At 34.1% G+C, this 21,629-nt stretch carries 16 protein-coding genes and 1 tRNA gene; 2 read left to right on the top strand and 15 right to left on the bottom strand.

Going from position 1 to position 21,629, the window contains the following annotated elements; translation table 11 throughout:
• Positions 1-16 precede the first annotated feature (16 nt).
• Together ABIN61_02150 and ABIN61_02145 are read right to left on the bottom strand one after the other, a co-directional pair.
• Positions 17-910 carry an ROK family protein gene (locus ABIN61_02150; protein ID MEO0293006.1) on the bottom strand — a complete coding sequence of 298 codons (894 nt, stop codon included), beginning with the start codon at positions 908-910 and terminating at the stop codon, positions 17-19.
• Positions 911-915: 5 nt separating this feature from the next.
• Positions 916-1,773: a hypothetical protein gene (locus tag ABIN61_02145; protein MEO0293005.1), complete on the bottom strand. Its 858-nt coding sequence runs from the start codon at positions 1,771-1,773 to the stop codon at positions 916-918.
• A gap of 179 nt (positions 1,774-1,952) precedes the next feature.
• Here ABIN61_02145 and ABIN61_02140 point away from each other — a divergent pair, with 179 nt between their 5' ends.
• Both ABIN61_02140 and ABIN61_02135 read left to right on the top strand, forming a co-directional pair.
• Positions 1,953-5,018 (top strand): UvrD-helicase domain-containing protein, encoded by a 3,066-nt coding sequence (locus ABIN61_02140; GenBank protein MEO0293004.1) that lies wholly within the window; start codon positions 1,953-1,955, stop codon positions 5,016-5,018.
• Entirely contained in the window at positions 5,011-7,845 is a 2,835-nt protein-coding gene (locus ABIN61_02135; protein ID MEO0293003.1) for a PD-(D/E)XK nuclease family protein, read from the top strand. The genes ABIN61_02140 and ABIN61_02135 overlap by 8 nt, the downstream gene beginning before the upstream one ends.
• Positions 7,846-7,849: 4 nt before the next feature.
• Here ABIN61_02135 and ABIN61_02130 read toward each other — a convergent pair whose 3' ends face one another.
• The 13 genes from ABIN61_02130 to acpP form a co-directional block, all read right to left on the bottom strand.
• Positions 7,850-8,704 (bottom strand): metallophosphoesterase, encoded by an 855-nt coding sequence (locus ABIN61_02130; GenBank protein MEO0293002.1) that lies wholly within the window; start codon positions 8,702-8,704, stop codon positions 7,850-7,852.
• A 12-nt stretch (positions 8,705-8,716) separates the two neighbouring features.
• The gene (hypF, locus tag ABIN61_02125; GenBank protein MEO0293001.1) at positions 8,717-11,005 is read right to left on the bottom strand and encodes a carbamoyltransferase HypF; all 2,289 of its coding nucleotides are present in this window, start codon (positions 11,003-11,005) and stop codon (positions 8,717-8,719) included.
• Between the two features lie 23 nt (positions 11,006-11,028).
• Positions 11,029-11,111, bottom strand: a tRNA-Leu gene (locus tag ABIN61_02120).
• 129 nt (positions 11,112-11,240) lie between these two features.
• Entirely contained in the window at positions 11,241-12,101 is an 861-nt protein-coding gene (gene speB / locus ABIN61_02115) for an agmatinase (protein MEO0293000.1), read from the bottom strand.
• Positions 12,094-12,642 (bottom strand): arginine decarboxylase, pyruvoyl-dependent, encoded by a 549-nt coding sequence (locus tag ABIN61_02110; GenBank protein ID MEO0292999.1) that lies wholly within the window; start codon positions 12,640-12,642, stop codon positions 12,094-12,096. Before ABIN61_02110 ends, speB begins: the two co-directional genes overlap by 8 nt.
• Entirely contained in the window at positions 12,639-13,682 is a 1,044-nt protein-coding gene (locus tag ABIN61_02105) for a deoxyhypusine synthase (protein ID MEO0292998.1), read from the bottom strand. The genes ABIN61_02110 and ABIN61_02105 overlap by 4 nt, the downstream gene beginning before the upstream one ends.
• A 58-nt stretch (positions 13,683-13,740) precedes the next feature.
• On the bottom strand, positions 13,741-15,465 hold the full coding sequence (locus tag ABIN61_02100) for a bifunctional sulfate adenylyltransferase/adenylylsulfate kinase (GenBank protein ID MEO0292997.1): 1,725 nt from the start codon (positions 15,463-15,465) through the stop codon (positions 13,741-13,743).
• Entirely contained in the window at positions 15,449-15,700 is a 252-nt protein-coding gene (locus ABIN61_02095) for a hypothetical protein (GenBank protein ID MEO0292996.1), read from the bottom strand. Before ABIN61_02095 ends, ABIN61_02100 begins: the two co-directional genes overlap by 17 nt.
• Positions 15,697-18,108, bottom strand: coding sequence for a DNA gyrase subunit A (gyrA, locus tag ABIN61_02090; GenBank protein MEO0292995.1), 2,412 nt, complete (start codon positions 18,106-18,108; stop codon positions 15,697-15,699). The genes ABIN61_02095 and gyrA overlap by 4 nt, the downstream gene beginning before the upstream one ends.
• A complete protein-coding gene (locus ABIN61_02085; protein ID MEO0292994.1) occupies positions 18,101-19,330 on the bottom strand; it encodes an electron transfer flavoprotein subunit alpha in 1,230 nt (409 codons plus the stop codon). The genes gyrA and ABIN61_02085 overlap by 8 nt, the downstream gene beginning before the upstream one ends.
• Before the next feature lies 1 nt (position 19,331).
• Positions 19,332-20,120 carry an electron transfer flavoprotein subunit beta/FixA family protein gene (locus ABIN61_02080; protein MEO0292993.1) on the bottom strand — a complete coding sequence of 263 codons (789 nt, stop codon included), beginning with the start codon at positions 20,118-20,120 and terminating at the stop codon, positions 19,332-19,334.
• Positions 20,121-21,362, bottom strand: coding sequence for a beta-ketoacyl-ACP synthase II (fabF, locus tag ABIN61_02075; protein MEO0292992.1), 1,242 nt, complete (start codon positions 21,360-21,362; stop codon positions 20,121-20,123).
• 7 nt (positions 21,363-21,369) lie between these two features.
• The gene (gene acpP, locus ABIN61_02070) at positions 21,370-21,615 is read right to left on the bottom strand and encodes an acyl carrier protein (GenBank protein MEO0292991.1); all 246 of its coding nucleotides are present in this window, start codon (positions 21,613-21,615) and stop codon (positions 21,370-21,372) included.
• Positions 21,616-21,629: the final 14 nt, after the last annotated feature.

Raw genomic sequence — 21,629 nt, 5'->3', positions numbered from 1 at the left:
AGAAGAAAGGAAGAGGTTATTCTTTTTCTTTCCTTTTTGCAAGGGCAATAGCTCCTAAAACCCCAGCTCGATCCCCAAGTTCTGAAAGAACAATATATTTTTCAATTTTTTTTGTGATTTCTGGAACTCTAATATAGTTATTGAGAAGATCCTTAACCTTTTTTTGAATTAATTTTAAGAGATTTCTTTTTTTCATAACCCCTCCTCCAAGAATAACTCGCTGAGGTGACAAAACACAAATATAATTAACTATAGCATAGGAAATATATGTGGCTTCTAATTCCCATGCCGGATGGGATTCTTCTAACTCTTCCCCAGGCTTTCCCCATCGATCTTTTATAGCAGGTCCTGAAGCTAATCCTTCAAGACAATCTTTATGAAAAGGACACATTCCTTTGTATGGATCTTTCTTATGATTGTGCGGAATATAGATGTGTCCCATCTCGGGATGCAACAAACCATGAAGAAGATTCCCTTGACTCATTCCTCCTCCTCCAATCCCTGTTCCGATCGTGAGATAGATAAAGTCAGAAAGCCCTTTTGCTGCCCCCCATTCATACTCTCCAAGAGCGGCAACATTAACATCTGTGTCTAACCCTACTGGAATCTTAAATACTTCTTTAATCTTACCATAAATATCTACATTCTGCCATTCAGCTTTTGGAGCAGTAGTTATATAACCATAAGTGGGAGAATTAGGATTCAAATCAAGAGGCCCAAAAGAACCAATACCTATTGCAGTTAACCGTTGTTTTTCATTTTGTTTTTTAAAATATTCTATTATTTTATTAATCGTCTCCTTCGGATCTTTTGTAGAAAACCGAATCTCGTCTCTTAAATCTTCTGGCCCTGTCCCTACCGCACAAACAAATTTAGTCCCCCCTCCTTCTATTCCACCATAAAGAACCATCTCTTCTATCTAATCTTCTGAAATTCAACCTCTCTTTGCATATTCAATATTTGCTTTGGGAAATTCGGCAAAGTCATTTCCATTATCACATCTTCATTCACTTGAGCATATTCAACCTCGTGATCTTCTAAAGAAACCCAAAAACTTCCCCAAGAGCAGGTTCTCCCCTTAACACTCAAACCCTCTAATTTTGTCTCTATTGGGTTCGAGAGAGCTTTAAACTCTATTAAGGCACAAACCTCTCCATTCTTCTTCGCGACACCACTCCAGCTCCCTTTTAGATTTTTAATCTTTAACAACGCAAAATTTTGAATATCAATTTTCTTATTCTCTAAGTCACTGGAGAAGAAAGGCTTATTGTATTCAGCATTATCAATGCTTACATAAGCAACTTCAATCCAAGGAGCATCCCAAATTAGGGTTTTAACATAAGTTTTTTCTTCTTCTGGAAAATCTTTATAGAAATCCTCGTTTAATATTTTGCCAGATAGGGGATATAAAAAGTCTTCTAAATAATCCAGGCTTTTGCCTTCGGGAAACTCGCTTGATGTTTCCTTTGAAGAAACCATTTTTACGTCTTCCCATCTACATAGAACCTCTCCCTTTTCCACGTAGCGAGTGAATTTTCCTGAAAGCTGGATTGTGCTTACTATATTCCCTTCCATATCCCTATTATATAAAGTTGAGGTTATTTTATATCTCTGAGGGACCTTCTCATCAAATTTAAGTTTTGGTTGCTTTATAAGTAAATCTTCTATACTCTTTTTTTCCTCGATTTTCTTTTGGCAGGAAAAACTTAGAGAGAGAAAAAGCGTTGCTAAGACAATTTGAATAATAAAAAATAATCCTCGCCTTTTACGCATTTTTACACCCCCTTTTTGGTTATGAATAAATTTTATGTTAAAAAAGTCTTTCTGTCAAGAACTTTTTCTATAAAAAAATAAGTTTCTAATGCATTGACAAAATTTTCTATAACCTTATAATTAAAAAGGTTCAAGAATAGAATTTTTATAAAAATAATTTTTTAATTTTTGTCTTAAAAATGGATAAAAGAACACAATTAATACGTATTCTCTCTTCGGCTGGTGGAGGCAAAACCTATCTCCTTTCCTTAAGGTATAAAAATTTGCTGAACGAACAAAAAGAAAATCTAAAAAGAACCCTCGCCATAACATTTACTAATAAGGCAGCCACAGAGATGAAAGAAAGAATTTTAAACCTCCTTAAAGAAGAAGCTTTATTAGGTAATAAGCACTCTTCTGTTTTAGTAGACTATATCCTTAATAACTACAGCGATTTTCATGTTAGAACTATTGACTCTTTTATTAATAGCTTAGTTAAAGCTTTCTCTGTTGAACTTGGGATAAACCCAGAAGGAGAACTTTTAATGGATTCTGATCATTATAAGGATCTTGCAGTGTCTTACCTTATTCATTCAATAGAGGAAAATGAAGCTTTAAGGGCTATATTGACTAATTTCATTATAAACAGAATCGAATTTGGGGGGAAAATTAATTGGGATTTTCATAAAATTATTAGGGAAGGAATGGATAAAATTGAAAACTACGAGAGAATTGAAGATATATCTTTTAAAGAGGAAAAGGGACATCTTTCCAAACTTGATGAAAGGATAATTATTTATTTTAAAAAAGTAATAAAACTTGCGGAAGAGATCCTTAAACATCCTCTCTCCTCTAAAACCATAAATCAAAAATTTTTAAAAATTCTGGAAAAAGTCACAAATAATAGAGAGATTGATTCCTTACTTGAAAGCTCTTATTTAAGGAAGGATTTTAAACTCAAAGAGGAGTCTTATGAACTTTATTCTCTTCTTTTAGAGATAAGAAGATCTGCCTTTAAGTTTTATGAATTAAGACTAATGAGAGATTATAGCTATCAGGCTGAAGTCTATAAAGCATACAAGGAATTCTTGGAAGATATTAAAGAAAGGCAAAGAGTGAGATTTATTGAGGACATAAATAAAGAGCTAAAAGTTCTTTTTAAGGATCTTAGTGTCCCTTTTATTTTCTATAGAATTGGAGAAAATTTTCTTCATTATCTCATTGATGAATTCCAAGACACAAGTAAAGATCAATGGCAAAATCTTCTCCCTTTAATAGAAAACGCTCTTTCAGAGGGAGGTTCTTTTTTCTATGTAGGGGATCCAAAACAAGCCATCTATCAGTGGAGAGGCGGAGATGTAAAGCTTTTTGATGAAGCCTTAGGGGCATTTAGACCGGTAGGTGAAAAAGAGAAAGATTCCCAATATATTGATAAAAACTATAGAAGTGCCCCTGTAATAGTTGAGTTCTTAGGAGAGGTTTTTTCAAGTCTTCCAGAGAAAATCAAAGAAGATATGGGAGAAAAAAGAAAGTTTTATTTAGAGGCCGTAAGGCAATCTTTCCCCAAAGAAAAGAAAGGAAAACTTCCCAAAGGATTTGTATTAATTAAAAGAGTTTATTCTAAAGAAAAAAATATAGAAAGTATTTTCTCTTCATTAAATCAAGAATTAGAAAAAACAATAGAAGATATTTTAAAAAGAGGATATAAAGAAGGTGATATTACAATTTTGGTAAGGAAAAACGCGGATGGAAAGAAAATTACAGAATGGTTGTGTGGGAAAGGTTATCCTGTCATCTCTAACGAAACTCTTTATCTTATTAGTAATCCAGTTATCAAAGGATTATTATCCGTTCTTAGCTTCCTTAATCACCCTCTTAATAATTCTTCTTTCCTCGGATTTCTTTTAAGTCCCTTTTTCTCTAAAAAAACAAACTTAGAAGAGAAAAATATAATCCAATTTGTAGAAGAAATTCCTATTGGAGTCCCTTACTATATTCAATTTAGAAAGGCTTTCCCAAAAATATGGTCAGAATATATTGATGTTCTTTTTAGAAGCGTTGGATTCTTACCAATCTATGACCTTGTAACTGATATAATCCGCATTTTTGAAATTCCTCTTTATTGCCCAAAGGAAATAATTTTCCTTGAAGCCTTTCTTGAGTTTATTCACCAACTTGAAGAGAAATCCATAACATCCATAGAAGGATTCTTTAAAGAATGGGATAGAGCAAATAACTCAGCCTTTCCTCCCTCTATTCTATTACCAGAAGCTACAGAAGCCATAAAAATAATGACAATTCATTCTGCAAAAGGGCTTGAGTTCCCAATTGTGATTCTACCCTTTACTTCAATTCCCCAAAATAAAGATAAGAATGAAGTTGTTATAGAATATAAAGGAATTAAACGAATTATTAGAATCAAAAACGAGATCTTTCCTGAATATAATAAAGAATTAAAAGAAAGAATCAAAAGAAAAATTAAAGAAAAAAAAGAAAATTGGGTCTTTGAGGAAATTAATAATCTTTATGTAGGACTCTCTAGAGCAAAAGATGAACTATATGTCTTTTTAAGTGAAACCCCAAGAGGTTATTCTTCCCTCTGGAAAGAAGCTTTGGAAGGGTATTTAACCGAAGATTTATACAAAAAGGGAGAAGCTGAAAGAAAAATTTCTTTGAAAGAAGAAAGAGAATCAATTTTTAAGGACTTAGAGTTAAAAATGGAGTTAAGAGCCAAAGAAAGTGTGGAGCACTTCGCTCATAGATTAATCTTAAAGAAGAAAGATATTCATTATCTATTAGACGAGGAAAAGAAAAAAGCAATAAAGAAAGGAGAACTTATTCATAAAATTCTTTTTTACATAGTGGACTTAAATGACTTAAAAGAAATTGACTTCATAATTAATCGGTCTCTAAATGAATTCAATATAAAAGAAGAAAATTTTTTTCTCAAAAAAGAATTAAAATCCATTATAAAAAATTTATTTGAGAAAGAGGAAATAAAAAAATGGTTTTTACCAGGACTTAAAGTATGGAGAGAAAAAGAAGTAATTTCCCAAGAAGGAGAATTATATAGACTCGATAGGGTTATAGTTAAAGAAAAGGAAGTTGATATTATTGACTTTAAGACCGGAGAAGAAGAGACTTATCCTGAATGGGAGAAACAATTAAATAAATACAAAAGAGCTCTATTTAATTTTTTCCCAGGAAAAGAATTAAAAACCTACATAATTAATATTAACTCTAAGGAGATTCTTGAATTTGGGTAAGTTTCTAATAATTCCATTCTATGAAAATTTCATTAAATGTTTGGGAGATTATCTATATGAAGAAAATAATAATGATCTCTCCTCTTTATGTGTAGTATTCCCAGGTATAAGACCTTCCCATTTTCTTCTCGATTATTTAAAAAGAAAAATAAAGAAAGCATTCCTTCCTCCTACTCGTTTTTCAATAGAAGAATGGATGCAATATCTTTTCAGCCTTAAAAGGGAAGAAAAGATCCCTGGGGAATTTGATCTTATCTATCTTTTATATAAAGCAATTATAGAAAGCAGCATAGAAGAAAGAAATCCTCTTATTAAAATGACAAGGTCTATAAGCAATTATATCTATTGGGGGAGAAGTTTACTTAATGCCTTAGAAGAAATGGAAATCCAGAAGGTTTCAGAAAAGGAAATAAAACCATTAGCGACTTATGAAGAGAGCTTTTTGGATTGGGCAAAGGAATTTTGGAAATACTTTAAAATTATTAAAAGTAATTTTTATAAGCTTTTAAGAAACAATAACTTAACTTTTAGAGGAGAAGTCTTTCGCTGGGTTTCGGAAAATATTGAGACTCTATCCGAATTAATTCCTTTTAAAAAAGTTATATTCGCAGGATTTTATGCTATAACAAAATCTGAAGAAGAAATGATGAAATTTCTATTTTTACAGAATAAGGCAGATATAATAATTCAATCGGAAGAAATAAAAGAAGAAATACCAATTTCTTCTCCTTCCTATTTTCACTCTAAGTGGATAAAAGCTTGGGGAATCAATCCAATAGAATTAAAAAACGAAAGGAAAAAAGAACCCGAGATATTTTTCCATAAATGTTTCGACACTCACACAGAAGTTATGGCAGCTTGTGAGATTTTTTCTAACTTCAAGGGAAAAGATAAAAATGTAGCAATAGTTCTTCCAAATTCTAATTCTCTTATTCCTCTTATCTCTGAATTAGTTCAACCTTCCTCTTCCATATTCAATATTACGATGGGATACCCTTTAAAAAGAACGGCTCTCTTTGCTCTTCTGAAAATTGTTTTCTCATTGCAAAAGACAAAAAAGAAAGAAAAAGGGGAAAATCTTTATTATATTAAGGACTATCTTAATTTAATTCAACATCCATGGATTAAAACAATCATAAGTAAAAATGGAGAGGAGGTTCTTAGTGTTCTAATCAACTATCTCAAGAATAAATTGACTATAGAAAATAGAGAAAAATTAAAAAATTTCTTTACTCTAGAAGAAATAAAAAATTTGATTGTCTTTGAAGAGGTTAAAAAATATTTAGATGACGAAAGCAAAATAAAAGAAACTATGGCTGATCTTGAAAAAATACATTTTCTTTCAATTGAAGCATTCTCTAACATTTATTCTGTGAAAGAAATTTCCATAAATTTACTCAATCTAATCTCTTTTCTTTACATTAGATCGAGTATAAAGAAACATCCTCTTAATGACCAGTATATAGGAACTCTATATGAGAAGCTCAACGAAATAAAAAATTCCATATTCTCCGAGATTAATTTCAAAAATAGTTATGATGCTACCACATTTTTTGAAAATTATCTCCTTCCTTTAAAGATTCCATTTAAAGGAGAGCCTCTTAAGGGAGTTCAGATTATGGGAATGCTTGAAACAAGAAACCTTAATTTTGATCAAATAATAATTCTTGATGTGAATGAGGGTATTTTACCAGAAGTAAACAAATATGATCCAATCCTTCCCCCTGGATTTAGAAAAATTGTGGGGCTACCCGATTATAGAGAAAGTGAATCCATTTATGCTCATAATTTTTTTAGATTAATTGCCTGGGGCAAAGAGGTTCACCTAATTTATAAAGAAGGAAAACTTAGAGATGTAGATAGAAATATTAAATCAAGATTTATAGAAAAACTCGTTTGGGAGAAAGAAAAAGAGAAAAAAACAATAAATCATTTTAACAGAATCTTTAAGTTACACCCTTTAGAAACCAAAAAAATTAGAAACATTGAGAAGAATGAGAAAATTTTAAAAAAGCTAAAGAATATAGAATACTCTCCTACAAATGTTGATGTTTATCTTAGATGTCCTCTTCAGTTTTATTATAGATTTATTCTTGAACTTGAGGAAGCTCTTGAAGTGGAAGAAGAGATAGAAAAAAATGTTATTGGAAAGTTCATTCATAGCTTTTTAAGAGAGTATTATACAAAATTTCTCGGGCAAAAGCTTTCTCTTAATGCAAAAGATTTCATAACTAATTTAGAGCAAAAGATAAAAGGAACTTTTAAGGAAGGAGGAGGACAAATCCTCTTGGGCGATATTATAAAAAGCACTTTAAAGAAATTCTTAGAATACGAAATAGAACGTTCTACTCTCTCTAATATATATATAAGAGAATTAGAAAAAAAGATAAAAGGGAATTTAAATCTAAAAGGAGAAACTTTTAGATTAGAAGGGAGAATTGACAGAGTTGAAGAAATAGAGGATAGATTATACATAATAGATTACAAAACAGGAGAATCAAAGAAAATAAAGCGACTTAAAGAGAATGAACTAATTGAAAATATGAAAGATATTAGAAAAAATATAGAAAGTTTTCAGTTACCAATTTATGTTTATCTTTATTCAAAATTTAGCAAAATTCCAATCGAAAAAATTCAAGCCAAAATATTAAACATAAGAAAACCAAGAGAAGAAATTCTCTTTTTCTCAGAAGATATGAATTTTTATCTCAAAGCCTTACAAATAACTCTTTGTGAAATTACAAACCCTAAGATTCCATTTTATCCAGTTCCTCAAGAACACTGTAACTTTTGCCCATATAAATTAATTTGTAGTGAAGGCTCTTAATTAATCAGACTTCTTCTTTCCTAATCTCTAACCCAAGACCCCCAAAAGTAATTACCACATAAATCAATTTCTTCCCTTGTCCGGGTTGAATGCAAGTAGTTCTTCCAAGTTTAGCTTTCCATATCCCAGAAATCTCTGGAGACTCATGAATATGACCATGTAAGCTAAGAATAGGTTGTTTTTTCTTTAAAAACTCATATATTGCAATAGAACCTACCTTTAGATTGTTATGACAAACATCTAATCCGAGGTTTGCTGGGGGCATATGAATCACATAAATTGTCTTAAGAGGATCATCTCCTTTAGGTAAGTTCTCCAACTCTTCTTCTAAAGAAGGAATCTCTTTAGCATATCTAAACCAATCTTCCGAACTCATTTCTCTAAAATCTTCTTCTGTAGAAAAAATGGCTCCACCATGTTGAGGGGGAAACTCAAACGACTTCGTATCCATTCTGCATCTATCTTTAAGCCTAAAGGGATAGTCAGATACAAGGTTCATCCCTATAAAATCGTATCCTTTAATTTTTATTTTCTTAGAATTAATATTCAAAGCAAAGTTAAATTCATCACATATCTTATCAAATAAATAATCTAAAGATTTTAAATCATAATTCCCTGGAAGAGCAAGATAATAGATATTCTTTCTGTTTAAGAATCCAATATAACTTCTTAAAAATCTATTAATAAACTCTTTTTGCTTCTCTTTTGATACACCGGGATAAAGATCCCCTCCATTAACTATTACATCCACATCTTCTCGAAGGGCAATTTCTCTTAAGTTGTTATATTTCCTTTCATCCCCATGTAAATCTGTCGCGTATAAAATTTTTAAATCAATATTAGTTTCATTCTCAAACATATATAAAAATTTTCAAGAAAAAAGTTTCATCCCAATTATTGCCTGCCCTGAAGAAATTCCGCCGTCATTTGGGGGTATTTCCCGGTGATTAAAAACTTCAAATCCTTCTCTCTTTAATTCTTTAGTTACTCTTCCTCTTAAGACCGTGTTTTGAAAAACTCCACCAGAAAGACATACTTTATTTATGCCAGTTTCTTCTCTAAGTAAAATAGAAACCTTCAAAATCATTTTTACTAAACTTTGATGGAATCTTGAAGAAATTAAATTTGGGGATATTTTTCTAATAATGTCTTCTACAATCCCCCTTATAATGGGCAATGGATCTATTATATAAAAATTCCCTTCTTTTTCTATATTGATTGCATATTCGTTTTCCTCTTCCTCATTAGCAATCATCTCAAGCTCAATTGCTGCCTGCCCTTGATAAGTGATAAAATCTCTTATCCCTATTATTGCCGAAACAGCGTCAAACAATCTTCCAATAGAAGAAGTCTCAGGGGTATTTAATTTTCTATCGATCATCTTTTTTATAAATCTGCACTTTTCTCTATCAAGCTTTTTTACAAATTCTATATTTAAATTGAAGAAATCATCACCAAAAGTTTTATATAAATAAGTAACTCCCATCCTCCAAGGTTCTTTTATTGCAAATTCTCCACCCGGAAGAGGGATATATTTCAAATGAGCTCTCCTTTCATAAGAAGTAAAATCTGCTATCAAAAATTCTCCCCCCCAAATTTTTCCATCTGTTCCATATCCTGTCCCATCCCAAGCAATTCCAATTACTTTTTCTTGGACTTTATTATCTAAAAGGCAAGAAGCAATATGAGCGTGGTGATGTTGAACCTCTATTATGGGTTTTTTGTTTTCTTCTGCCCATTTTCTACCAAATTTTGTAGCTTCATAATTAGGATGAAGATCCACAACTGCCACATCCGGTTGAAGATCAAAAAAATCAATAAAATGATTAATACCTCTTTCAAATGCTTTTATTGTTTCAACATTATCTGTCTCTCCTACATAATGACTTATAAAAATTTCATCTCCTCTTGAAATAGAAAAGGTATTATGCTTATGTGCTCCAAAACCAATAATTCTTTTTTTGCTTTCAAAAGGGCTTTTAATAGGAGCTGGAGCATAACCTCTTGAGCGTCGTATTATAAGAGGTTCCTTCTCAATCACCTTACAAATTGAATCATCTACCTGAATCCATATATCCCTATTATGGATAAGAAAATAATCTGCAATATCTCTAAGCCTTTTAATTGCTTCCTCGTTATCAAAAGCTATTGGTTCATCTTCCTTATTACCTGAGGTCATTACAAGAACTTCCATAAGAGGAGACTTTTGAAAAAGAATAAAATGCAAAGGAGTGTAGGGGAGCATAAAACCAAGAAAATTATTTAAGGGAGCTATTTCTTCTGGCAATAAAGAGTTTTCTTTCTTTTTAAGGAGAACAATAGGAGCCTCAGGACTCTCTAATAGCTCTTTTTCTATATTAGAAACAAAAGCAAATTTTTCTATAATGCAGATATCTTTTGCCATTAGAGCAAAAGGTTTATATGGTCTTCTTTTTCTCTCCCTCAAAATCTTAATCGCTTTTTTATCTTTAGCATTACATGCAAGATGAAATCCTCCAAGCCCTTTAATTGCCACAATTTTACCTTCTCTCAAAAGTTCTATTGTTTTAGAGATAGGGTCTTCTTTTATTTCTTCTCCATTAGACATAAGAAGCTTAAGAGAGGGTCCACAATCCCCACAGGCATTTGGTTGAGCGTGAAATCTTCTATCCTCAGGGTCATTGTATTCCTCTTCACATCTTTCACACATTTTGAATTTATTCATGGTTGTATTTTTTCTATCATAGGGAAGACTTTTTGTTATTGTAAAACGAGGTCCACAGTTTGTGCAATTTATAAAAGGATATAAATACCTTCTATCCTTGGGATCAAGAATTTCTCTTTCGCAATCATTACAAATAGCAATATCAGGGGAAACCAAAGTGATTTTTTCTTCCTCTTCTTTACTCTCTATTATTTCAAAGTCTAAGTATTTTTTTAATGGAAGTTCTTCAAAGCTAACGCTATCTATTCTTGAAAGAGGAGGAGGATTTCTTCTAAGATCTTTCAAGAAAGCATTAAGCTCTTCTGAGGAAGCTTCCAAATCTAACACAACTCCTTTAGTATTATTAAAAATAATCCCTTTTATATTATGCTTTTTTGCAAGCCTATATACAGCAGGGCGAAAGCCAACCCCTTGGACAATACCTCTAATTTCTATTTTTCTCCTAATCTTTTTCATTTTTGCGAGAAATCAATTTAAAATGCGGAAGAGGGGATTCGAACCCCTACGGTAAAAAACCACTGGACCCTGAATCCAGCGCGTCTACCAGTTCCGCCACTTCCGCAAAAAAATTATCTTTATTGAAAAATATATCCATCCAATTTTAAACTGTCAAGAGAAAGGAGCTCTTAAAGAATTTCTTAAAACCCTTTAATAAGAAATTAAGAATCAGCTTTTTAGAAGTAAGACTTCCTTAAACTTTACAGAACTTATAGCTCAGAAGTTTATATATTAACTTTGCTGCAACGAAATCAGAAGCTTTATTTTGATTAGGACAAAGTTCAACCACATCAAAACCCACAATATTTTTATTCCCACATACCTCTTTTAAAAACTTCATCACAGTATACCAGTCTAATCCTCCAGGTTCTGGTGTTCCTGTAGAAGGCAAGACAGAAGGATCAAAAACATCCAAGTCTATAGAAATATAAACATTTCTTGTAAGCTTTCCAATTACTTCTTTCATCCAGTTAGTAGTGTTGTGGATATCCTCTGCAAAAAAAATTTTATCTTTATTTACTTTATCTATTTCGGAGGAACTCATACTTCTTACCCCTACCAAAACAAACTTATCTGTTATCTCTTTTATTCTTGCTATTACACACGCATGACTATACTTATTACCAAGATACGATTCTCTTGCGTCAGAATGTGCATCCAAATAAAGAATCGTAAGATTTTCATAGACTTCATTGTGCGCTTTTATTGAAGGGAGAGCCACTGTATGCTCTCCCCCAAGAACTACTACAAATTTTTTATCCTTCAAAAGTTCTTTCACCTTATTATATACACTATTTATCATCTCCTGAGAGTCTAAAGTAATGATTTCCTCTGCGGTAAATATTCCCTGTTTATAAACTTCTGAATCAGTCTCTATATCATAAAGTTCCATATTCATAGAGGCTTCAATTATTGCTTTTGGGCCTTTATCAGACCCTTTCACCCAAGAACTCGTCTTATCAAAAGGGACTGGTAAGACAACAATTTTTGCTTTCTCGTAATCCAAGTATCTTTCTTTTAGACCGCCAAAGTTATATAGAACTGTTTTAATCATCTACAATGAAGACCGCAGCAGCAAGAACTGTGGTCCAAAGCCCATCTTTATTCCCTTCAGCAGATTGGCAGATATTCCAAGTTTTGAAAATATGCCCACTTGCCTTATAAACTTGTTTTCTTTCGTCCCAAGCCTGATCAGGATCAAAAGGAATACCAAGAGTTGAAGCAAGCATTGAAGCAGCAAGATCCTCTGCATATTCACCACTCTTCTTCGCTGTCTCTCCAAAAGCGTGATGTTCTGCTAGGTATCCATAATTATTTTTATCTTTTGGTATCGCAACTCCAATAGCGGAAGAAATTAGTCTGTTTGGCTCATTTGTAGCATTTCTTGCCATAACAACAAAAGTTATTTCTCCGGGTTTTAATTTTTTGAGTCCCTCTTCTCTTGACAATCTTCTACAGTTGGGTGGTAAAATACTGGAAACATTTACTAAATTACATTTTTCTATTCCTGCGTTTCTCAAAGCTAACTCAAAAGATGCAAGTTTATCTTTATGAACACCTACCCCTTTAGTATAAAACACCTCCTTTGGCGTCATTTTTTTACCTTCCCCTCCTTTTTGTCAAGTAAATTATTTAGTCTTTTCTCTTTTCTATTTTCCCAACTCCCTTTATGATAAGCATAACTTACCAATAAAGGGAAAGCAATTGTAGCTTCAGAAAAAACCATTTGTTCAAAATCGTCATCCACCTTTCCCCAAGAATGGGCCTCTTTTAGAGTTGAACCTGAAAGCCCTCCATCTCTCTCATCAGCCACTGTGATTTGAATCGCATATTTATGCATATTGACTTTTTCCCCAAGAATGTCACTAGCAACAGTAACATCTTGGGCAAAGTTCTTCGGCACACCTCCACCAATCATAAGTAGTCCTGTATCCTTAGAATGCACTTTTATCTTTGTGAGTTCTAAGAAATCTTTTGCAGAATCAATAGAAACCTTTGGTTTATTCCCTCTTTTCCATTGGTGATAGACAAGCCCAAAACCAGCACTTGAGTCAGAAAAAGCGGGGACAAAAATTGGTAGAGCTTTTTGATAAGCTATTCTAACAACAGAATCTTGCCCTATGTTCCTTTCCTCTAAATACTGTCCCATAAATTTAATAAACTCTCTTGAAGAATAAGGAAGAGGTTCTAAGGCATCAGCTATCTTAGCTATTGTCATATCACAAACTCTAAGTTCCTCTTCATCTATATATGTATCATATATTCTGTCAATCATTAATTTTAACAATTCCTCATCATCTACCCTAGGTGTGCCTTGATAGTGTCTAAAACCAAGCGCTTCAAAGAAATCCTGATCTACTATAATTGCACCACTTGACACTATAAGATCAACCATGTTATTCTCTATCATATCATAAACAACCTTGCGGAGTCCGGCGCTGAAAAGAGAACCAGCAAGGCACAATATTATTGTGCAATCCTCGTCCAAAAGCATTTTGTCGTAAATCTTAGCAGCTCTTGCCAGATTCCTTGCTTGAAAAGCCATCTTCTCAAATTGCTCAATAATAGGAATTGTATTAAATTCCTTTATATCTATGTGCTCTACCTTTTTGCTCAAGTAATCTTTCTTTTTCATCTTGAATTTTTAATATATAAAAATTTTTTAAAACGTCAAGAGCTTATTTTTTCTTACGTCATCTTTTAAGAAAACCTACCCTTTCAAGATAATCTACAATTTCCTTGGCATTTTCTTCAGGAGTTTTATTCACAGTTTCAAGAACAACATCAGGATTCTCTGGTCTTTCGTATGGATCATCTACTCCTGTAAAATTCTTTATTTCTCCTCTAAGAGCTTTTATATACAACCCTTTAGAATCCCTACTTTCGCATACTTCAAGAGGAGTGTCAACAAAAACCATTATAAAGTTATCTCTTCCTATCATATTCCTAACCTCATTTCTTACATCTCTATAAGGGCTAACAGCTGCACAAACAGCAACACCTCTATGTCGGACAATTTCCGAAGCTACAAAACCAATTCTTAATATATTTGTATTTCTATCTTCTCTTGAAAAACCAAGACCTTTAGAAAGGTGAGTCCTAACAATATCTCCATCAAGTAAAGTCGCTTCTCTTCCATATTCTGCAAGTAATTCAACAAGAATGCTTGCTATTGTAGATTTCCCTGAAGAAGGTAGACCAGTAAACCAAACACAAAATCCTCTTTTATGTTTTGGAGGATACCTCTCTTTTAAAATCTCCGCAATTTCTGGACGGACAGCCCATGGAGGAAGTTCTTCTCCTTTTAAAAGAGCATCTCTTATCTCTGTCCCTGAAATTGCTATAAAATTTTTTTTCTGAGGGATATTACTTAATTCTTGATAACTATCTTCCTCAGGAAGATAAACTATTTCATCAAAGGAAATTGCCTCTACTCCTATTTCAAAGCTGTATTTTTTAACAAATTCCTGGGCTTCATTAGGTTTATAGAAATAATCACCATTACTTCTTTTTCCGGGGCTTGCGTGATCTCTCCCGACAATGAAATAATTTGCTCCATAATTTCTTCTTATTATTGCATGCCATAAAGCCTCTCTTGGCCCTGCAAATCTCATTGCAAGTGGAATTAAAGCAAGAACTGTTTTATTCTTATCATAATATTTCTCAAAAACTTTTTTATAAGTTCTCACTCGAGTATAATAATCTACATCTCCAGGCTTTGTCAAACCAACCACAGGATGAAGCAACAAAGCTCCTTTAACTCTTTCCGCTGCCATCTTTGTTATTTCTTCATGCCCCCGATGCATTGGATTCCTTGTGTGAAACGCCACTACATTCTTATAACCCATCTTAGAAAGTCTCTCTCTTACTTCTCTGGGTGTAAGACGTAGTTCTCTAAAATCATAGTGTTTTGGTAAATTGATAATCTTTAATGGGCCAGAAACATAGTTTTTGCCCCAACCACGCATTTCTGCAATTGTAGGATGACTAACATCTGTGGTTCCATAAATCTCATTTGCCTCTTCGGTAGGTTTAGCCGGGTATATTTCCTCAACCTTCATAATTCCTATCAAGTCATTTTTGGTATCTCTAAGAGCTATTTCTTTCCCCAAGAGACCTTCTTCAAAATTTGAAACAGGAAGAGTAATGGGGATAGGGAAAATCATTCCATTTTTCAATCTCATTTCTCTAATTACCATACAATAATCCTCTTCACCCATAAATCTACAAAGAGGGGAAAAAGCTCCTATTGCAAGAAGTTCAAGGTCACAAAGAGAACGAGGAGAGAGTTGAATGGAGTATAAGGTTTTTGCTTTATTAAGAAGTTCCTCTCTTTCTTCTCCGAAAGTTGTCAAATCTACAAGTTTACCCCCATAAGGAGGAATTAAAAGCTCTTCTTTTTCAAGTTCTTTTTTCATTTAACTTTAATTCTTCAAGTTCAAAAGAATCTCCAGAAACAGTAAGTTTATAAAAAACCCCTTTCGTACTTTCAAAAATGAAAATTTTTCTTCTCTTTTTAGAAAAAACCTCTTCTTCTAATTTTATTTCTATCACTCTATAAATTTTTATTATGCCAGAATTAGTAAATATCTCTCGTGGACTTTCATCTTTTTGACCACCTGAATAAAAATCTATATGTAAAACTTTTATCACTCTGAAACTAATGCAACGTCTGTTACCCGATCTTCCCCTTTAATAGAGACAACCTTAACTCCCCTACTTCCGCGACGTTGCTTGCTAATCTCTTTAGATTGAACTCTTATAATTTTGCCTGTTTCAGTTACAATGATTAAATCTTCTTCTCCTTTTAAACCCACCATCCTTTGTAACTTCCTCCCTTTTGTTAATTTTATACCCATAACTCCTTTACCACCTCTATTAGTTTCTCTAAACTCTGAAATATCCACTCTCTTACCATATCCATCATCCGAAACAAAGAAAAGATATTTTGTCTCCTTAGTAGCTATAACACAAGAAACAACGCTTTCTCCCTCCTTAATACTCATCCCAGTTACCCCTTGAGCCACTCTTCCCATTTCTCTTATTAGGCTTTCATCAAACTTGATTACTTGCCCATCACTTGAAGCGAGTAAAATCTTGTTACCCTCTCTTACTCTTTCTGCGGTTAATAACTCATCCCCTTCTCTTAATCTTTGGGCTATTATTCCTCCTGAGTGAGCATTAGCAAACTCAGATAGCTTCACTTTCTTTATAACTCCATTTTTTGTAACAAGAACTACATTCTCTCCTTCTCCTGCATCCTTAAGACTTACAACAGCCATTGGTATCTCAGTAGGTTCAAGATTTAACATCCTCGCAAGAGAAACACCTCGTGAGAGCCGCGCTGCTTCAGGAATTTCATACGCTTTTAGAGGATAACATCTCCCTACATTAGTGAAAAGTAGCAACTCAGCATGGGTTGACTCAACCAAAATAGAAGTCACATAATCTGAATCTCCTACAGATGCCCCTATTATTCCAACCCCTCCCCTTCCTTGCTGCCTATAGGTGTATAAAGGCATCCTTTTTACAAAACCTTTATGTGTAAAAGTAATTACAACATCTTCTTCTTTTACAAAATCTCTTTCAGAATGCTCCTCTGCAGCTCCTATTATCTCAGTCCTCCTTGGATCTCCAAATTCTTCTTTTACTTTTTTGAGTTCTTCAATTATCTCTAAATCTAATCTTTTAGGAGAAGCCAAAATACTCTTTAGTTTTTCAATTAATTTTATTTTTTCTTCATATTCTTCTAATAGTTTATCTCTTTCAAGAGAAGTTAAGCGGGCAAGTCTCATATCTAAGATGGCTTCCGCCTGCTCTCCACTAAACTCAAACATTCTCATTAAATTTTCTTTTGCCTTTTCTCTATCCTTGGATTTCTTTATCGTTTCAATAATTTCATCTATTTTATCAAGAGCCTTTAAAAGACCCTCAAGAATGTGCGCTCTCTTTTCTGCCTTATCAAGATCAAATTCACATCTCCTTCTAACAACAGTTCTCCTATGCTCTATATAAAGTTGAATCATTTGTTTCAAGCTTAACTTCTTAGGAACACCGTTAACTATTGCAAGTAGAATTATCCCAAAAGTTTTTCTTAAATCAGAGTATTTTAAAAGCCTCCTTAAAACGGTCTTAGAATCAGCGTTTTTCTTTAAGAGTAAAACAACTCTAATCCCATTCTGGTCTGACTCATCTCGCAATCCTGCAATTCCATCAATTTTTCCCTTGTTAACAGCTTCAGCAATTTGCTCTAGTAAAGTTTCCTTATTTATTTGGTAAGGAATTTCTGTTATTATTATTTTTTCCCTTCCGTGAGATTCTAATTCAACATGAAACTTTGCCTGAACCAAAATCTTCCCTTCACCTGTTTTATAAGCTTTCTTTAGCCCTTCCTCCCCAACTATTACACCCCTTGTAGGGAAATCAGGCCCTTTGATCCATTTCATTAAATCTGCTACTTCAAGTTCAGGATTCTCAATAAGGGCAATAACTCCATCACAAACTTCTCCTAAATTATGAGGAGGAATATTTGTAGCCATCCCAACAGCTATTCCACTAGAACCATTCACTAATAAATTTGGGAAAGCCGAAGGGAGAACAGTAGGCTCTAAAAGAGAAGCATCAAAATTTGGAACAAAGTCCACAGTGTTTTTATCAATATCTTCAAGCATCAGTTCTGCTATTTTCGAGAGTCTAGCTTCTGTATAACGATAAGCTGCAGCATTATCTCCATCAATGGAACCAAAATTACCTTGCCCATCAATTAGAGGATAACGAAGAGAAAAATCCTGGGCCATTCGGACAAGAGCGTCATACACAGCCATATCTCCATGAGGATGATATTTCCCAAGAACTTCTCCAACCACTGTAGCTGATTTTTTAAAAGGAGAAGTAGAAGAGAGACCAAGGTTTCTCATTGCGTATAAAATTCTCCTATGGACAGGTTTTAACCCATCTCTCACATCAGGGAGGGCTCTCCCTACAATAACACTCATTGAATAGTCAAGATATGATTTTTCTAACTCTTCTATAATGGAACTCTCTTTAATTCTTTCAGCCACTTAAAGCCTCTTTAAGCTTTTCTTTGAAAACAGGGAGAACTTCAAAAAGGTCTCCTACAATCCCAATATCTGCGATTTTAAAAATAGGAGCCTCCGGGTCTTTGTTTATCGCCACAATAAAGTCTGAGCCCCGCATCCCTTCAAGATGTTGAATTGCTCCACTAATCCCCACAGCAATGTACATTTTAGGGCCAACTGTTTTCCCTGTTTGTCCAACCTGATGAGAGTATGGTATCCAACCCTCATCCACTGTTGGTCTCGAAGCCCCAACTGCTCCTCCTAAAAGATCTGCAAGTTCAAAGAGTAGCTTAAAATTCTCCTTGCATCCAAGACCTCTACCCCCAGAAATAATTATATCGGCATCTTCTACCGAAATATTAGAAGTAGTATCTTCAATCCATTCTTCAAACATGGTAGGACTTTTTAATTTTTCTTCAGAAATTTTTTCTTCAATAATTTCTCCTTTCCTTTCGGGATCAGGAGAAAGAGGTTTAAACACTTTAGGTCGAACCGTAGCCATTTGAGGTCTTTTTTCAGGAGTTAAAATCCTCGCCATAATAGAACCACCAAAGGCGGGACGAGTTTGAATTAAATTCCCTTCCGAATCAACATCAAGCCCAGTACAATCCGCTGTTAACCCTGTGTGAATAATGGAGGCAACTCTTGAAAGAAGAGATCTCCCTTGGGTTGTTGAAGGGGCAAGAAATATAGAAGGTTTATATTTCTCAATAACATCCACTAAAACATTTGTGTAAGACTCTGCCAAAAAATGAAACAGAGAGGGATGAGATACAACAATTACTACATCTGCACCTCCTCTTATTAGTTCTTGAGGTTTGTTAAATGGATTTTCCCCAACAAGAAGTGCATAAAGTTTTACTCCAAGCTTATCTGCAAGCTCTCTCCCTTTCCCTAATAATTCAAAAGCAGCACTTTCAAGTTGATCTCTTCTCTGCTCTGCAAAAATCATAACATCGCGATATTCTTCTTTTTCTTTAAATTCAGAAGCTTCACGTTCTATTTGGATCGCACTGGTAGGGCAAGGTTTTACGCATTCTCCACAGAGAGTACATTTCTCAAGCTCAATTATTCCAAGTTTTTTAACTTCTTTCCCGTTTTCTAATAAATGAGGGTCTTCTATAATCCTAACAGCACCATATTTACAAACCTTAAAACAAATTCCACAACCAGTGCATTTCTCTTTAGTAATTTTTATCCCCATCTTAAATTAGTCCCATTTCCTTTTGTTTCTTTATTATTTCAGAAACTGCTTCTTCTATCTGGTTAGAATAAAAAATCTTTCCACCTTTCGAAAGTAGAGGGGTAAAAATTTCAACCACCTTAGTAGGAGAACCTTTTGTCCCTATCTTTTCTTCTTCTGCTCCAATATCTTCAGGAGTCCATCTCTTAATTACAGCATTTTTTGCTTTTATTCTCCCTCTTAAAGTGGGTAATCTCGGCTCGTTTATTTCTTTTACTACAGTAATTAAAATAGGCAAAGAGGAAGAAACAATCTCATACCCCCCCTCAACTAGTCTCTCTGCTCTAATTCTCTCCTTTGAAATCTCGTTTATTTTTCTTACAAAAGTTATTTGTGGAATTTTCAGTTGAGCTGCAATCCCTGGCCCAACTTGAGCTGTATCTCCATCAATTGCTTGCTTCCCACAAATTATGAGATCAAAATTCCCTATTTTTTCACAAGCTTTCGCAAGAGTATAAGAAGTCGCCCAAGTATCAGCCCCTGCAAAAAGAGGGGAGGTTAACAAGATCCCCTCATCAACTCCCATTCCTATCACTTCTCTTAATGCTTCTTCAGCCTGAGGAGGTCCCATTGAAATTGCAATAACTTCCCCTCCCATTTTTTCTTTTATCCTTAACCCTTCCTCCACAGCATATAGATCAAAAGGATTTACCATAAGTTCCACGCCTTCGCGGACAACTGTTCCAGTTTTCTCGTCCATTTTTGCCTGTTCTGGATCTGGAACCTGCTTAATGCAAACGATTATTCTCATTTATGACTCCTCAACTTTCTTAAAAGCAAGCGTTACATTATGCCCTCCAAAACCAAAAGAATTAGAAAGGGCATATTTAATCTCTTTTTTAAAAGCTTTATTTGGAGTGTAATCAAGATCACACTCCTCATCAGGAAATTCATAATTAATTGTAGGGGTGATAATCCCTTCCTTTAAACTAAGAATGGTAGCAATTGCTTCTATGGCTGAAGCTGCTCCAAGTAAGTGCCCTACCATCGATTTAGTGGAAGAAATTTTTATTTCATAAGCCCTTTCTCCAAAAACTCTTTTTATAGCTTTCGTTTCTGTTTTATCATTTAACAAAGTTGAAGTCCCATGAGCATTTATATAATCAATCTCTTCTTTTCTAATTCCTCCATCCTCAAGAGCCCTCTCCATAGCCATTGCTTGAGGACCTCCAGTCTCATCAGGAGCAGTAATATGGAAAGCATCATCAGTAGCCCCATAGCCTACAATTTCTGCATATATAGAGGCACCCCTTTTCTTCGCATGTTCAAAATTCTCAAGAACTAAAGTTCCTGCTCCTTCAGACATAACAAAACCATCTCTATTCTTATCAAATGGTCTTGAGGCTCTTTCGGGGTCATCATTTCTTGTAGAAAGACTCCTTGCTGCAGAAAAACCCGCCAAAGCAAGAGGACCAATCGGGGCTTCACTTCCCCCTGTGATCACTACATCCATCTCTCCAGAGCGAACCTTTCTAAAAGCCTCTCCAATTGCATGCCCAGAAGATGCACAAGCAGAAACAACCCCATAATTCACACCTTTAAAACCAAATTTCATTGCAATCAACCCAGCTGCCATATTTATTATTAAAGCAGGGATAAAGAAAGGGCTTATTCTATCTGGACCTTTCTCTATTAACTTCTTATGCTCTTCCTCCCATATATTTTCTCCCCCAATACCAGAGCCATAAATAACTCCAACCCTATTTTTATCTAAATCCTCAAGAACCAAACCACTATTTTCAATCGCTTCAATCGCAGTATATAGAGCATATTGAGTAAAAAGATCAAACCTTCTAATTTCTTTTGGATCCAACTTTCCTTCGGGGTTGAAATCTTTCACTTCCCCTGCAATTTGACATTTAAAAGGAGAGGGATCAAACTTAGTGATCCTTGAAATACCACTTCTTCCCTCCTTAAGGGAGTCCCAAAATTTTTGTATTCCAATCCCCACAGGGGAGATAACCCCTAACCCTGTTACAGCAACACGATGCATTTATTCTTTACTCTTTTCCTTCGCCAATATGAGCTTTCAAATACTCAATTGCTTTCCCTACCGTCTCCAATTTTTCAGCATCTTCATCAGGAATACTTATATTAAAAGCTTCCTCAAAAGAAAGAACCAATTCTACAGTATCAAGGGAATCTGCACCTAAGTCATCTATAAAACGTGCATCAGGCGTTACTTCAGATTCATCAACTCCTAACTGTTCTACTATTATCTTTTTTACTTTTTCTTCTAAATTCATAAAATCCTCCTTTC

This window comes from candidate division WOR-3 bacterium, from assembly GCA_039804165.1.
Taxonomy (GTDB): domain Bacteria; phylum Hydrothermota; class UBA3072; order UBA3072; family UBA3072; genus JAFGHJ01.
This window is presented reverse-complemented; position numbering and strand designations above follow the sequence as displayed.